Source organism: Mucilaginibacter sp. 21P, assembly GCF_019331605.1.
GTDB lineage: Bacteria > Bacteroidota > Bacteroidia > Sphingobacteriales > Sphingobacteriaceae > Mucilaginibacter > Mucilaginibacter achroorhodeus.
This window is the reverse complement of sequence record NZ_CP063061.1, coordinates 3,420,872-3,436,821: the sequence shown is the minus strand read 5'-3', so window position 1 is coordinate 3,436,821 and position 15,950 is coordinate 3,420,872. Positions and strand designations below refer to the sequence as shown.

Here is a 15,950-nt window from a genome sequence, read left to right as displayed (position 1 = left end):
AATAATTTAACAGTTACTACTATGTTCAAAAACTACATAACAACAGCATACAGGAATCTAAAGAAAAATAAGGCATTCACCATCATCAATGTGCTGGGGCTTGCTTTGGGATTGTGTGTATGCTTGCTGATAGTGCTGTACGTTGTGGATGAATTTGGTTATGATAAATATAACACCAAGTTAGATCGTATCTACCGAGTAAATGACAATATCAAGTTTGGCGGTATGAACAAGCAATTTGCACAATCACCCGCACCTTTGGCTGCAGCGTTTACCGCAAATTTTCCTGAAGTAGAAGCGACGGCGAGGTTTAGGCAATGGGGCTCATATAAAGTGCGTAAGGGTGATCAAAATGTACACGAGAACCACGTAATATTTGCTGACCCTACATTATTTGATGTCTTTACATTGCCTATGTTATTCGGCGACCCTAAGACAGCACTTCGCGAGCCTCATTCGGTGGTTATAACTCAAAGTATTGCCAGAAAGTATTTTAATCAGGAGGATGTAGTTGGCAAAGCCTTGTTATTAAATGATTCCATTAATTACAAAGTAACCGGCGTTATAAAGGATATACCTAAACAGTCGCATTTTCATTTTGATTTGTTCCTGGCCATGTCAGATCTACAGGAAAGCAAAGATGATTCATGGTTAAATAATAACTTTAACACTTACCTTTTACTTAAACCAGGTACGAATTTAAGAACTCTGGAAAGCAAATTTGAGCCTTTAATTCGTAAAGGCGCAGGTGGTCAGCTTCAAGGAGCCATTCGCATGGATTATGATGCCTTTGTAAGGGCAGGTAATTTTTATAAGTTAAATTTAGTTGCGTTAAAGGATATTCATTTACACTCCAATGTTGTTGGCGAATTGGATGGTAACAGTAGTATTCAATACGTTTACATTTTTTTAGCTATTGCTGCTTTTATCTTAATAGTTGCCTGCATCAATTTCATGAACTTATCTACAGCAAGGTCGGCAAATCGTGCACGTGAGGTAGGTGTCAGAAAAGTTTTAGGGTCACTTAGAAAATATCTTGTTGCGCAATTTTTATCAGAGTCAATTATCGTCACATTTTTCGCTGCTGTTATAGCTTTGGCAGGCGCATGGTTATTATTACCCTATTTTAACGAAATATCAGGCAAAGTGATTACGATCACACAGGATACGTTACTTTGGTTGTTACCATTATCGCTGCTAAGCGTCATTGTTATTGGCTGTATTGCAGGCTCTTATCCGGCTTTCTTTTTGTCAGCATTTAAGCCGGTAGATGTGTTGAAAGGAAAACTTTCTTCGGGCTTTAAAGCCGGTTTTTTACGAAGTTTTCTGGTGGTGTTTCAATTTGGGACCTCGATCTTTTTGATTATCGGCACAATGATTATCTACAACCAGCTCAAGTTTATCCAGAACAAGGACCTTGGTTTTGATCGCAACCATGTAGTTACCATAAAGAATACAGATGATCTGACTAATGCTAATGTACTTAAAGATGAACTGATGACGATCACCGGCGTTAAAAACGCATCGCTTAGCGGCTTTACTCCAACCGGGGGCTGGCGAAATAGTACAACTTACTTTACAAATGAAATGCGTGACACAAAAAACGCATTATCTACGCAAAGCTGGGTTGTAGACGAAAACTATATACCTACTATGAAGATGCACATCATAGAGGGTCGCAATTTTGAGAAGGGGCGACTTGCTGACTCTTCATCCCTGGTAATAAATGAAGCAGCCGTTAAACAACTGGGCTTTAACGACCCTGTGGGCCAAGATCTGTTTGTAATAGTTGACAGCAAAGGTGAACATCAAAAACGTATGCACATCATTGGCGTAGTTAAAGATTTCAATTTCAATTCCCTTCGTGACAACGTTACGCCTGTTGTACTAAGTATGGGTTACAGCACAGGTCAATTATCTGTTTTAGTTAACAGTAGTGATATGGCCGGTCTTATAAATCAGTTGAAACAAAGGTGGCACTCCTTTGCACCAAATGCAGCCTTCGAATACTCGTTTATGGATGACGAATTTGATGCAACCTACCGCACTGAACAGCGAATGGGGCAGTTATTTATCTCTTTCACCACAATGGCTATCGTTATTGCATGCCTTGGCCTGTTTGGGTTAGCTGCATATGCTGCAGAACAGCGTACAAAAGAGATCGGTATCCGCAAGGTGCTTGGTGCGAACGTATCAACTATTGTGGGTATGCTTTCTAAAGACTTTATTAAGCTTGTTATCATTGCCATTTTAATAGCTGCACCACTGGCATGGCTGTCTATGCAGCAGTGGTTAAAAGGTTTTGCCTATCGCGATACTATTAAGTGGTGGGTTATCGCCGTCGCAGGGTTTGGGGCAATCATCATAGCTTTCCTAACTATCAGCATTCAGTCTATCAAAGCAGCCTTAGCAAATCCGGTTAAAAGCTTAAAAAACGAATAGTTAAAATACCTTAATTCACCTTACCACAATGCTTAAAAACTATTTCAAAATCGCTTTAAGAGGTTTCCGTAAGCACAAACTGTTCACTTTTATAAATGTGATAGGTTTGTCTATCGGCATCAGTGCGTCACTGGTGATTTACCTTATTGTTCACTACGATCTTACCTTTAATAAGTTTGCAGGCGGCAACGATGGAATTTATCGTGTGACTACCGAGTATGCATTCTCTGGGGAGGTTGGCTACAATAGTGGCGTTTGTACGCCACTAACCGAAGCTGTTAAAACAGAGATCTCGGGTATAGAAAAATCAGCGCCTTTTTACGCCCTGTATGAAGCCCGCGTACAAGTACCTCACGCCAAAGGAGAAGAGTTTAAACTGAACAAGGAGAACGGCATAGTAATAGCAGATGGCCGCTATTTCAACCTGTTCAAATACGATTGGTTAGCAGGTAATGTTAAAACATCCCTAAACTCGCCGTATCGGGTTGTTTTAACCGCAAGTCAGGCTAAGAAGTATTTTCCGTGTGTGGGCTACCAGGACATGATAGGGCGGGAGGTAATTTATGAGGATTCGGTACGTACCAATGTAAGTGGTATAGTTGCTGACCTGAAAGGTAATACAGACTTCCTTTTCCATGATTTTATCTCGTTTAAAACCGCAGATGTAGACAGCCTGTTTAAAGGTTATTTCCAACCTACCGAATGGGGAAGCACCAATTCGGCATCGCAGTTGTTTGTGAAGCTTGATAAAAATACGGCTGCTGCAAACGTGATCAAACAGTTAAATGTATTACGTAACAAACGTGCACCGCAAAAGGCAGACAAGGCTAATTACACCAAATTTGATCTTGAGAAACTGGATGATCTGCACTTTGACCAAAAGTACTATTCGTTTGATGGCGCACGTACGGCCAATCGCAGTACGCTCTATGGTTTGTTAGTAATAGCCGCATTCTTGTTGCTATTGGGTTGTATCAACTTCATAAATCTGACTACAGCACAGGCCTCACAACGTGCTAAAGAAATAGGCATCCGCAAAACTATGGGCAGCGGGAGAAGCCAGCTTATTATGCAATTCATGAGCGAGACTTTTTTGGTGACCCTGTTTGCCGTTATCATCTCTGTTGCGCTTACGCCTTTAATCCTGAAGTTATTCAGCACATTTATTCCTAATGGTGTAAAGCCGGATCTGTTACAACCTGATCTTTTGTTATTCCTTGCAGGCTTAACTGTAGTAGTAAGCGTATTATCGGGCTTTTACCCGGCGCTGGTTTTATCTAATTATAAACCGGTTATTGTGTTAAAATCGCAGGTAGCCCCAACATCCGGCAATACCCGCAAAACCCTTTTGCGCAAATCGTTAACTGTTACCCAATTTGTTATAGCGCAATTTTTCATCATGGCTACCATACTGGTGAGCAAGCAAATTCATTATGCCTTAACTAAGGATCTTGGCTTTAAAAAAGATGCCATCTTAATTGTTACAACGCCTTATAAAAGTGCCCGAACCAACAAAAAGCAGGTTTTCTTAAATAAGATACGTTCAATGCCGCAGATAAAAATGATAGCGGTAGGGGGAGATGCACCATTATCCGGGGGCACGCACTCAACCGAGGTAACTTACAAAAACGGTAAAACCGAAATAAAAACCGATCTGCAGCAAAAATTTGGCGACGAGAATTATCTGAAAATATATGGTATAAAATTGCTTGCCGGCCGTAATCTTACACCCGCCGATACCGGTAAAGCAACCGTAATTAATGCCACTTATGCAAAAACGTTAGGTTTTAAAAATGTTGCCGATGCTGTTGGTATAACGCTGGACTACAATGACAAAAAACGGCAGATAGTTGGTGTAATGAACGATTTTAACCAGAAATCGTTACGCTCGCAAATTAAACCTTTGGCTTTTATTGAACCACAGCGTTTCAGTAACCGTGTATTGCATATTGCGTTAAAACCGCAAACTGCAGGAGGCAAGGAATGGAAAACAGCCATTGCAGGCATGGAGCAGGTTTGGAAAGAGCTTTACCCCGAAGATGAATTTAGCTATGCATTTTTTGATGAAAGCATTGCCAAATTTTATGAAAGCGAACAACAGATATCAACTTTGTTGACTTGGGCAACAGGCCTTTCAATACTGATAAGCTGCCTTGGTTTGCTTGGCCTTGCCATGTATACTACCAGCCTTCGCACAAAGGAAATAGGCGTACGCAAAGTATTGGGCGCCACCGTTGCCCAAATAGTGACGCTATTATCAACCGAATTGGTTCTGCTTATTGTGCTGGCCTTTGTATTGGTAACGCCGATAGCTTTTTACGCTATGCACAAATGGATGGAAAACTTTGCCGACCGAACCAGCATCAGCTGGTGGATATTTGCCTTAAGCGGCGCAGGGATGTTGCTAATAGCACTGTTTACGCTTAGCTTCCAAACTATAAAGGCTGCTATAGCAAATCCGATTGGCAGCTTGCGCAGCGAATAAATAGCCTTTTGTTAATCAACATAAAGCGGCCCTTAAAAGCCGCTTTTGTTTTTTAGTTAAGATATGTTAAATAGCTATAATTTAACAGCTTATATGAAGATATTGCAGGTATAAACTTATTATATGCTCAAAACTTACCTGAAGACTGCCTGGCGAAGTATCATTAGCAACAAAACATCATCTATCATCAACATCAGTGGTTTGGCCGTTGGAATGGCAGTAAGTTTCATGTTGCTGCTGTATGTTTACAATGAATTTAGCTTTGATAAGTTCCATCCAAATAGCGACCGTATTTATCAGGTTTTTAAAAACCAGCCAGCAAACGGGGTAATTAAAACAAGAAACTACACTACGCAACAGCTCGCATCAGTTTTGGAAAAGGATATTCCCGAGGTAGAAAAAACCGCGCGGATGAGTGAAATGATGAGAGTACTTGTGACTTACAATAATAAATCGCTTAGATTCAGATCGTTTGCTGTAGATCCATCTTTCTTCGATATATTCAATTTTAACGCAGTTTATGGTACGAAAAAAAAGCATCTTACAGATGAATCTTCAGTTGTATTAACACAGTCTACAGCAGCAGCGCTTTTTGGTTCCTTGGATCCGGTCGGTAAAACAATACAGTACAATTCCTTTCCATTAAAAGTTGCTGCAGTTATCAGGGACAATCCAAGAAATTCAAGTTTCGATTTTGAGGTGTTGATACCATGGCAAGCATTTATGAACCAACAACCGTGGTTAAAAGATGCGGGCTGGGATAATTATTCCTACTTCACCTATGTTTTGTTTAAAAGTGGGGCCTCTGTTCAAACTGCCAATCTTAAAGTTAAACACCTAATAGCCCAGTATTATCCGCCCGATAAAGATATAGAATTATTCATGTATCAATTTAGCAGATTACACCTGTACGGGAATTTTACAAACGGGGTTAGTACTGGTGGAAATATAGAGTATGTGAGGCTTTTTTTAATATTGTCTATCAGTATTTTGATTGTTGCATGTATAAACTTCATGAATTTATCTACAGCCAGGTCAGAAAAAAGGGCCCGCGAAGTAGGTATTCGCAAGACTTTAGGAGCGAGGCGATCCGGGCTGGTAAAACAATTTCTTTGGGAAGCTATTGCCTTAGCTTTTATTGCTTTGATAATAGCTTTACTTTTAATGGTCTTGCTGTTGCCTTTTTTCAATAGGATCATGCACGTAGTTCTGTTCTTTCCATACGGCGATGCCAGGTTTTGGACTTTGTCAATTGCGATAACCTTTTTTACAGGTGCTTTAGCCGGAAGCTATCCAGCTTTATATCTTTCATCATTCAAACCTGTAAAAGTCTTAAAAGGTAAAATAAATACTTTGGGTGCAGCCATTGCACCCAGGCAAGTTTTAGTTGTTTTGCAGTTTACTTTTGCAATTTGCCTCATTTTAGGCAGCGTGTTCATTTACAAACAAATCTTTTTTATTGCTAATAAACCGGTTGGGTTTAGCAAGAAAGGGTTGATAGAGTTACCAATTGAAGGTGGTTTATTTGGAAAATTTGAGTCGTTTAGAAATGATGTCATCAATTCCGGAGCAGGCACTGACGCTGCAGTTATATCTGAACCAATTACGCAAATAACAGGTGCGTCATGGGCAAATAATTGGCCCGGACAGTTACCTGGAGAGGATAAGATTTCTATTGATTGCATAGCTGCGACATATCACTTTACCCAAACATATCAGCTTAAAGTTATTGACGGACACGATTTTGATATTTCCCGGCCGTCTGATACCACGGGAGTTATTTTAAATGAAGCCGCTGTAAAACTAATGAGATTAAAGCAGCCGATTGGCCAAACTATAAAATGGATGGGTGCCAATCGTACTGTTATAGGGGTTGTTAAAGACTTTGTTTGGGGTTCGCCCTATGAACCTGTGCAGCCCACCATAATCGGTTATGTAAAAGACTGGATAGGCAACATCGGCATACGCCTTAACCCAAACATGCCTGTTTCCAAAAGTTTAGCTTCATTAGAACGCATTTACAAAAAATATAATCCCAACTATCCGTTTGAATATACTTTTACCGATGAAGCCTTTGATAAAAAGTTCCAAAGTGAAAAAATTTTGGGCGCCATGGCCATCACATTTACAGCGCTTGCAATATTTATTTCGTGTTTGGGTTTATTTGGGCTGGCTTTATTTTCTGCAGAACGGCGACGCAAGGAGTTGAGCATAAGAAAGGTTTTAGGAGCCAGCGTAGCAAATCTATGGTTCAAACTATCCCAGGAATTTATCAAACTGGTCATCATTTCATTTTTTATAGGGTCGGCAATCAGCTGGTACTACATACAAGGTTGGTTAAATACTTACACCTACCATGCTGATATTTCTTTGGATATTTTTGGCCTTACATTAATTGGAAGTTTGATGATCTGCCTCACCGCAGTAAGTTGGCAGGCAATAAAAGCAGCGCTGGTTAACCCGGTAAAAAATCTGCGAAGCGAATAACATTGGCTAACTATAAGGCTTAAAATGCGTAAATTCGCGTTATGAATTTTTCATCAAAGTTGTTGGAAGAAGCAGTAGCGGAATTTGCAAAACTGCCCGGCGTTGGCCAGAAAACTGCCTTGCGCCTGGTATTGCATTTACTTAAAAGGGATGTGGAAGAGGTACAAAAATTCAGCAGTGCGGTTAGCCGTTTACGTAACGAGATACAGTTCTGTCAAACCTGCCATAACATATCTGATACTGCTATTTGCGAAATATGTGCTTCGCCTCGGCGCGATCATGGTTTGATATGCGTGGTAGAAGATACGCGTGATGTAATGGCTATCGAGAACACCAATCAATACAACGGTGTTTACCATGTATTGGGCGGACTGATTTCGCCTATGGACGGTATTGGCCCGTCTGACCTGCAGGTTGATTCGCTTGTTGAGCGACTTAAAGAAAATAACATAAATGAAATTATTTTTGCCCTAAGCGCTACTATGGAAGGCGATACCACCATATTTTATTTGCACAAACGCTTAAAGCAATTTAATATAAATATCTCTACTATAGCCCGTGGCATAGCTTTTGGAGGTGAATTGGAGTACGTTGACGAGATTACTTTAGGACGATCTATCGTAACACGCGTTCCGTATGAGAATTCATTATCCTAACGCATATGAAACTTTCTGTCATCGTAGTTAACCGCAACATGTGCAGCCTGCTCAAACAGTGCCTGCCTACTTTAATAAGGGCATGTCAAGATATTGAACATCAAATAATTGTAATTGATGATTCATCAACTGATAAATCGGTTGAAATGGTTAAGACAGATTTCCCTGAAGTTTCGATGATAGTGAATGAACAATCTATCGGTATGGCAGCAAGCCGCAATTTAGGTATAGAAAAAGCTAAGGGCGAGTACGTTTTACTGGTCAATGCGGATATTATAAGCGGCAAAAAAACAGTAGAACAAGTCGTTCAATTTATGGACGGTCACCCAGACGCGGGAGCCGTTGGTGTGCGTGCTTTGACACCTCGAGGCCGCTTTATCCCTGAGTCGAGAACCGGCTTTGGTCGCAGCTGGGCCACATTGCTTAAAATTACCGGTTTAGCTAAATATTTCCCTAAATCGCGTCTGTATAAAAATGAGGAGCGCTGGATAGACGAAGATGAGTTTGCCACAACCGAAGTAGACGTGATTAACGGAGCATTTATGTTATTACGACGTTCTGCTTTGAACAAGATCGGTAAACTGGATGAAAGGTTTATTCAATTCGGTCATGATATTGATCTGTCATTCCGATTAAGGCTTGCTGGCTACAAAAATTACTACTACCCGCGCACATACATTCTCAATTTTGCCAAACAACTAACTTCCAAATTTACGTTGGATTATATCCGTAAATTTTATGGGGCTATGATTATATTCGCCGGCAAATATCTGTTTAAAATGCCTGAAATAAAGGTTCCTGGCATACCGCAGATGTTTGCCCCGAAATATGAAATTGAAAGATAAGGTTGTTGTCATCACCGGTGGATCATCAGGCATTGGTAAAGCTCTGGGTTATGAATTTGCCAAACGCGGCGCTAATCTGGTTTTAGGCTCAAGACAGTTTGTAACCCTTTGTGAAATTACGCAGGATATTGAAGGCCGCTACAACAACCGATCTGTAGCTGTGCAATGCGATGTAGCTATCGAAGAAGACTGCAAAACACTTATTAAACAATCTATTTTGACATTCGGCAGGATAGACGTTCTGATCAATAACGCCGGCATTTCTATGCGGGCGCTTTTTAAAGATGCAGACCTTAAAGTACTAAAAAGCTTAATGGATGTTAACTTTTGGGGTACTATAAATTGCACCAAACACGCATTGCCGGAGGTTACAAAGACCGGCGGCAGTATAGTAGCCGTATCATCCATTGCAGGGTACAAAGGTTTACCGGGCCGTACGGGCTACTCGGCCTCGAAATTTGCCATGAACGGTTTTATGGATGCCCTTCGGGTTGAGAACCTTAATACAGGTGTGCACATTATGGTTGCCTGCCCCGGCTTCACTGCCTCTAATATTCGTAATACTGCCCTAAATAAAGACGGTATCTCTCAGCAGGAGAGCACTTTGAATGAAAACAAAATGATGACTTCCGAAGAAGTTGCTAAACAGATAGCAGACGGCGTTGAGCAAAGAAAGCGTACACTCATCTTAACTTTTCAGGGTAAACTTACAGTGTTTCTAAGCAAATTCCTGCCTTCCTTTGTTGATAAACAGGTTTATAAATTGTTTTCCAAAGAGCGCGACGCTTTGATCAAATAACCTGGTCTTTACAATTCATAAGTAACACCTTTTTCAGGAATATTCACCTTATATCCATCTGCTGTCAACGAGTCTGACAAGGCTTGCATTGCACTCGTTTCACCGTGTACCAAGTAAATGCCCTTTAATTGCTCAGCATCCTGCGATTTGATATTGTTTACCAGGTCTTCATGATCACCATGGGCGCTAAGCACGTCGGTTTGTTTGATAGTAGCATAAACGGCCAGGTCGCGGTCTTTGATATGCACAATAGGGTCGCCGCGTAGCAGCCGGTAGCCTAATGTCCCCTTTGCGCAATAGCCTATAAACAGAATGGTGCAATAGTAATTCTGTATATTATAAAACAAGTGATCCTGTATACGCCCCCCCTCCAGCATGCCTGCAGAAGAGATGATGATACAAGGCTCAAAGTAATTGGATACCTGTCGGCTGTCTTTCAGCGTCTCTACGTATGTGAGGTTGTCAAATTCAAACTCGTCACCTTGTGTGTTGTAAAACTCCTGCGCTTCGGGATTAACCTGGTTGTGGTGCTTGCGGTAAAGTTGCGTGGCCCGGCTTGCCATAGGGCTATCTACAAAGATCTTAACCGGGGGAAGTGCACCGCTGCTGAAGATTTTGTTCAGCACAAAAACCAATGACTGCGTACGGCCAATGCTAAATGCAGGAATTATCAATCGCCCTTGCTCTTTGATGCAAACCTTGTCTATGATCTCCTCAAGCGTTTCCTGAACGCCTTTGCCCTTGGTATGGTTGCGGCCTCCGTAGGTAGCTTCAGACACCATGTAATCAACTTGCGGTAGTGGTTGCGGGTCGTTAAGTACTGGATAGCCCTTGCGACCTATATCACCCGTAAAAGCAATTGTCTTTTCTTTGCCCTCATCGTTTACCTTAAGCACCACACCTGCGGCCCCAAGCAGATGCCCTGCAGGCACAAATGTTACCTCAATATCACCTGTTATATTAAATGGTTTGTTGAAATTAATGGTGATAAAGCGCTCAACAGTATCCATCACATGTTTTTGCAGGTACAATGGCTGCGGGCCACCGCTGCTGTGTTTATGCCTGCGGCGATGTTTGTTGCCCTTTTGCGCTTTTTGTAAAAAGATGTTAACCGAATCCATCAGCAACAGTTCGGTAAGGTCAGCCGTGGGAGGGGTGCAAAGTATTTGGCCATTGAAGCCCATACGCACAAGCGTAGGCAAGTTGCCCGAGTGGTCTATATGGGCATGCGTAAGTATCACAACGTCGATCTCCTCGGGCCTGAAGCCGAAATCTTCGTTCACCTGCATATTGTGATCTTTTTCGTAATCAAGACCACAATCGATCAATATTTTATATTGGCCAACCTGCAGCAAGTGCATACTGCCGGTTACCTGCCGGGCTGACCCGTGTATGGTTAGTTTCATTTAGTCAGTAGGTGAACAACAGGCCCAAAGGGCTGGTCTGTTGCAATAATAATAATTAATCTGTTTTGTTTTGGGCAAATACGCTGGTGTTCACGTTCACGCCATGAACACTTATGAACACCGTGAACGCAAATTATAGCAATATGGAGTATTCAGCTATGCATGCGAAAGCTTTCCATATCAACCTTTAGCAGTCTCAAACTGCAACTGGCTCAGGTAACGGTATAAACCCTGTTCATTGGCTATAAGTTGCTGATGATTACCACTTTCAACAATATTTCCTTTTTCCAGCACTATAATTTTATCGGCTTCGCGGATGGTTGATAAGCGGTGTGCAATGATGATAGAGGTGCGGCCCTTCATCAATACTTCAAGTGCTTCCTGTACCAAACGCTCAGATTCAGAGTCGAGAGAGGAAGTAGCCTCGTCCAGTATCAGGATGGCAGGATTTTTAAGTAACGCACGCGCAATGGCAATGCGCTGGCGCTGCCCGCCCGAAAGTTTAACGCCACGTTCGCCCACAACCGTCTCATATCCCTCTGGGAAACCTGTTATAAAGCTATCTGCATTTGCTTTTTTAGCGGCAGCGATGATCTCGTCATGCGTAGCATTTAATTTACCGTACGCAATATTTTCGGCGATAGTGCCACCAAACAATAATACATCCTGCGGAACTATCGCCACCTGGTTGCGAATATCAGTTAAGGCATATTTTTCAGCATCAACACCATCAAATCTGATCGAGCCTGCTTGCGGATGATAAAACTGCAGTATCAATGCTGCCATAGTAGACTTGCCCGAACCACTCGGGCCAACAATAGCCACTTTTTGCCCGGCATCGGCGTTAAAAGAAATGCCTTTTAACACGGTTATCTCCGAGCGTGATGGATAAGCAAATTCAACATTGTCAAATTCAAGGTTGCCGTTGATGGATTGTTTTATTGCATTTTCTTCGGCATTTATAGAAACGGCTTCGCCTTTTTCATCCAATATCTCTAAAACGCGTTCGCTGGCACCAACCGATTTTTGCATGTTGGCATACAACTCCGGAAAACTACCCATGGCTGCCCCTACAAAAATGGAGTAAAGTATGAAAGTAGTAAGGCTGCCTACTGATAATTCATGGTGATGAACGAGTACAGAACCATACCAGATAACACCAACTATGGCGCCGAATAAACAGAATACAATGAACGAAGCAAACAACCCACGGAATACTGCACCTTTAACGGCTATCTTCACTACTTCGCGCAGATTTTTGTTGTAGCGGCCGGCCTCAAAAGCTTCATTAACAAAAGCTTTTACATTGGCGATGCCTTGTAAAGTCTCTTCGATAATGGTGTTTGATTCGGCAAGTTTGTCCTGGGCCTGGCGTGATAAGCTGCGGATAAACCGTCCGAAGAATACAGCTACTACTATCAGTACAGGTAACATCAGCAACAGGGCCAAAGTTAATTTAAAGGATACAATGGTTAAAAAAGTGATACCGCCAACCAATAAAACCAGTTGCCTTATCATTTCGGCAAAGGTGGTGGTCATGGTATCCTGTATCTGCGAAAGATCGGCAGAGATGCGGCTGTTTAATTCACCAACCCTGCGGTTAGCAAAAAAATCCATCGGAAGGGTGATCAGCTTAAAATAGGTATCACGGCGAATATCGGCAAGCGCTTTTTCCGCCACCTGTACAAACCACACCACTCTAAAAAACGACACAAAAGCCTGTACAAACAAGATTCCGAAAGCCAAAAAACCGATAGCATTGATGGTAGGGGGTAAGAAAGCATATTTTTGTTTGCCTTGCGCCGCATCGATCAACGCACCTAATAGTGATGGGAATGCCAAACCCGTTAAGCTCGAGATAAAAAGAAAAATGATACCGGCTATAAATTTCCCTTTATATGGTTTGATGTAGGAGATAAGTTTAGCTATGCGCTTTAAACTATCCAGATTTATTTTTGCCTTAGGTAATTCTGCTTCTGCTTTGCTGCCACTGTTCAGTCGTCCTCGTGCCATGTATTAAGTTAGTGTGTACAAAGGGGCAAAACTACGCCTTTGTTTTCCGTTTAACGATTAACAGTGCTAAAATTGACGCAAAAAGGATAACGCTAACCACAATCAGTATTCCCTGCTTTTTTTGACCGGCTGTTTCCAGTTGTTTTACCTTCACTTTTAAACTGTCGTTCTGTTGGCGCAAGGTGCTGATGCTATTCAAATACGCTATCCGGCTTTTTTCTGCATCCTTTAAATTATTCTCAGTTTGCAGACGTTGAAACTTGCTGAATTTGAGCTGATTATTGTTGTAATCGAATAGCTTTTTGAGTTCGGTAAATATCTCATCATCGGTTTCGGCTATATCCATCAATATCTCGTTAGATCGCTTTACATCGCCTTTGGTTTGCATACCAAAAATGCCGCTTCGTTTGGTAAGGCTGGTATCATACTGACCAAACTTTGCACGCCTATCGGCAAGCATGGCGTTTATTTTATTACGTTGCTGTACGTAAACAACAGAATCCGGATTGGGCTGGGCAAAAATACCGGCAGCAAACAACAGCATAAAGCCGGCGAATAACAGATTTTTCATACGCTAAACGGATAAGTACTACTCAAAATTAATAATTATATTATCACCACATCCAGGCCAGGCAAGCCTACCGGCTATTGCCTTAACAAAACAATTTATTCTCATAACCTCGCTAACCATAAGTATATTTAGCGTATAACTACCAATCAAAATTCATGACCATGAATATTATATCACTTCCCAAAAAAATCAGTTATTTTTTATTGGCCGGGCTGCTGATCATTTCCCTTACGCTGTTTCTTAGCCGGTTTGCAACATTACCGGATTTTGCCAGAGGGGCGCTGATAGGCGTTGGTATAGGTATGGAAATAATTGCCCTGAACAGGCTTGCCTCCTACAGGAAAACAATGCGCGCTACTGAAAATCAATAATTACGCTATCTCCCAGATTTAAGCCAAGCAGGCCGCTGGCGTTGCCTTTGTTTATGGCGATCTCCAGGTGGTCGCTAATGCCAAAAAGGCAAAGTTTTTCTCCTTCGGGTACTTCATTGTAATGCCAGCTTAATTGGTTTATGGTTTCATTACGTTTAAAGTAAAGCACAAACCTTCGGCCTTGCTGTACCCGGTTAAAAAACTCTTTGGTGATATTGGTTATAACGTTCTGGAAAGCGTCTATATATATAACCACGCCTTTGATCAGGTTTTTTTCTATCACCGGCTGCAGGTTCATTTTATTTTCTACGTCCGGCACCGGCAAACCTATCTGGGCCAATGATCCGCCGTTTGCCAGGTGGCAGGCGGCTTTTACAAAAATATCAGCCAGTGGAAAGTGCAGGAACTTGAGATCCTGCATAATGTTAATTTCCACAACCTCGTTAACCTTATCGTCAAACATCAGCGAGAAGATGCCATTATCGGCCCCCACAAAAAAGTGATTATTGTGTTCAATGGCCAGGTAACGGGTGTACGTACTATACACAGTATCAATACCTATAAGGTGCACGGTACCATCCGGAAAGTAGTGGTAACTATTTTTTAAAATAAAGGCAGCTTGCTGAACATTAAAGGCCGGTACATTGTTAGAAATATCTACAATATTTACAGTTGGCAGCAACTTATAAATACTACCTTTAAGGGCAGCCTGATAAATATCTTTATCGCCCAAATCAGTAGTTAATGTTATAATTGCCATTAATATTATAAATATTTATTGCTAATCTTGTAGAGTAATTAAAGGTGCAAATATTCAATTTTTAATTCATAAAATTTCGCAACTGAACAAAAAACACGAAGTATTGAACGAGCTAAAATTATCAATCGAACAAATAGATCCGGCGGTTTTGTGGGGCCCATCTAACGATCACTTCGAGATCATAAAAAAGCAATATCCTAAGCTTAAAATAGTTGCGCGCGGCAGTGAGGTAAAAGTACTGGGCGACGAAAACGAATTAAACACTTTTCAGGATAAATTTAACGCGCTGATGCAGCATGTTGAAAAATATGAAAGCCTTAACGTAAACGACGTAGAACGGATACTTGGCGCCAAACCATCTGCAAACACCGCCATCCCAGCCGAAGGTGGTACCGATAAGTTTGCCAACAGCGAGGTAATTGTTTTTGGCCCTAACGGCATTATGGTAAGGGCGCGCACGCCAAACCAACGCCGCATGGTTGATAGCCTTGCCAAAAGCGATATACTTTTTGCTATTGGCCCTGCTGGTACGGGTAAAACCTATACTGCCGTTGCATTGGCGGTACGTGCGCTTAAGAACAAAGAGATCAAACGCATTATCCTAACCCGCCCGGCTGTTGAGGCAGGGGAGAACCTTGGTTTTTTACCCGGCGACTTAAAGGAAAAAATAGACCCATACCTGCGCCCGCTTTACGATGCGCTTGATGATATGATACCTGCCGAAAAGCTGAAGCTTTACCTGGAGAACCGTACCATAGAGATAGCACCGTTAGCATTTATGCGCGGCCGTACGCTTGATAATTGCTTTGTGATATTGGATGAGGCACAAAATGCCACAGACATGCAGTTAAAGATGTTCCTGACGCGTATGGGGCCATCAGCCAAGTTTATTGTAACTGGGGACGTAACACAGATTGACTTACCCAAAAAACAGCAATCGGGATTATACACCGCGCTGCGTATTTTAACCGACATAAAAGGAATTGATATTGTTTACCTGAGCGGAGAAGACGTTGTGCGCCACAAACTGGTGAAACGCATCCTGGAAGCTTACGGGGATATACAGTAGATTTATTTAGTATCAGGTAATTAGTATCAAGTATCGAGAAATTTCG

At 41.8% G+C, this 15,950-nt stretch carries 12 protein-coding genes; 8 read left to right on the top strand and 4 right to left on the bottom strand.

Annotated elements, in window-relative coordinates:
- Nucleotides 1-21 precede the first annotated feature (21 nt).
- The 6 genes from INP83_RS15345 (at nt 22) to INP83_RS15320 (ending at nt 9,714) form a co-directional block, all read left to right on the top strand.
- Nucleotides 22-2,442 carry an ABC transporter permease gene (locus INP83_RS15345; RefSeq protein ID WP_219124955.1) on the top strand — a complete coding sequence of 807 codons (2,421 nt, stop codon included), beginning with the start codon at nt 22-24 and terminating at the stop codon, nt 2,440-2,442.
- A gap of 28 nt (nt 2,443-2,470) precedes the next feature.
- On the top strand, nt 2,471-4,927 hold the full coding sequence (locus INP83_RS15340; protein WP_219124954.1) for an ABC transporter permease: 2,457 nt from the start codon (nt 2,471-2,473) through the stop codon (nt 4,925-4,927).
- A 123-nt stretch (nt 4,928-5,050) separates the two neighbouring features.
- The gene (locus tag INP83_RS15335) at nt 5,051-7,414 is read left to right on the top strand and encodes an ABC transporter permease (RefSeq protein WP_219124953.1); all 2,364 of its coding nucleotides are present in this window, start codon (nt 5,051-5,053) and stop codon (nt 7,412-7,414) included.
- A 41-nt stretch (nt 7,415-7,455) separates the two neighbouring features.
- Nucleotides 7,456-8,070 carry a recombination mediator RecR gene (recR, locus tag INP83_RS15330; protein ID WP_219124952.1) on the top strand — a complete coding sequence of 205 codons (615 nt, stop codon included), beginning with the start codon at nt 7,456-7,458 and terminating at the stop codon, nt 8,068-8,070.
- A 5-nt stretch (nt 8,071-8,075) separates the two neighbouring features.
- A complete protein-coding gene (locus tag INP83_RS15325) occupies nt 8,076-8,915 on the top strand; it encodes a glycosyltransferase family 2 protein (protein WP_219124951.1) in 840 nt (279 codons plus the stop codon).
- Nucleotides 8,899-9,714, top strand: a complete 816-nt coding sequence (locus tag INP83_RS15320; RefSeq protein ID WP_219124950.1) for an SDR family oxidoreductase — start codon at nt 8,899-8,901, stop codon at nt 9,712-9,714. Before INP83_RS15325 ends, INP83_RS15320 begins: the two co-directional genes overlap by 17 nt.
- Nucleotides 9,715-9,722: 8 nt before the next feature.
- On the opposite strand, the gene INP83_RS15315 is transcribed toward INP83_RS15320, so the two are convergent.
- The 3 genes from INP83_RS15315 to INP83_RS15305 all read right to left on the bottom strand — a co-directional run bounded on the left by INP83_RS15315 (nt 9,723) and on the right by INP83_RS15305 (nt 13,704).
- Nucleotides 9,723-11,120 carry an MBL fold metallo-hydrolase gene (locus INP83_RS15315; protein ID WP_219124949.1) on the bottom strand — a complete coding sequence of 466 codons (1,398 nt, stop codon included), beginning with the start codon at nt 11,118-11,120 and terminating at the stop codon, nt 9,723-9,725.
- Between the two features lie 180 nt (nt 11,121-11,300).
- Nucleotides 11,301-13,133 (bottom strand): ABC transporter ATP-binding protein, encoded by a 1,833-nt coding sequence (locus tag INP83_RS15310; RefSeq protein WP_219124948.1) that lies wholly within the window; start codon nt 13,131-13,133, stop codon nt 11,301-11,303.
- A 31-nt stretch (nt 13,134-13,164) separates the two neighbouring features.
- Complete coding sequence (locus INP83_RS15305) at nt 13,165-13,704, bottom strand: hypothetical protein (RefSeq protein ID WP_219124947.1); 540 nt, start codon at nt 13,702-13,704, stop codon at nt 13,165-13,167.
- 161 nt (nt 13,705-13,865) lie between these two features.
- Between INP83_RS15305 and INP83_RS15300 the strand changes: the two genes are divergently transcribed.
- Nucleotides 13,866-14,075 carry a hypothetical protein gene (locus INP83_RS15300; protein WP_219124946.1) on the top strand — a complete coding sequence of 70 codons (210 nt, stop codon included), beginning with the start codon at nt 13,866-13,868 and terminating at the stop codon, nt 14,073-14,075.
- Here the strand turns inward: INP83_RS15300 and INP83_RS15295 are convergent.
- Nucleotides 14,059-14,835, bottom strand: a complete 777-nt coding sequence (locus tag INP83_RS15295) for an S-adenosyl-l-methionine hydroxide adenosyltransferase family protein (RefSeq protein ID WP_146271145.1) — start codon at nt 14,833-14,835, stop codon at nt 14,059-14,061. The two genes, INP83_RS15300 and INP83_RS15295, sit on opposite strands and share 17 nt — an antisense overlap.
- Nucleotides 14,836-14,938: 103 nt before the next feature.
- Between INP83_RS15295 and INP83_RS15290 the strand changes: the two genes are divergently transcribed.
- The gene (locus INP83_RS15290; RefSeq protein WP_219124945.1) at nt 14,939-15,904 is read left to right on the top strand and encodes a PhoH family protein; all 966 of its coding nucleotides are present in this window, start codon (nt 14,939-14,941) and stop codon (nt 15,902-15,904) included.
- The last annotated feature ends 46 nt before the right edge of the window (nt 15,905-15,950 follow it).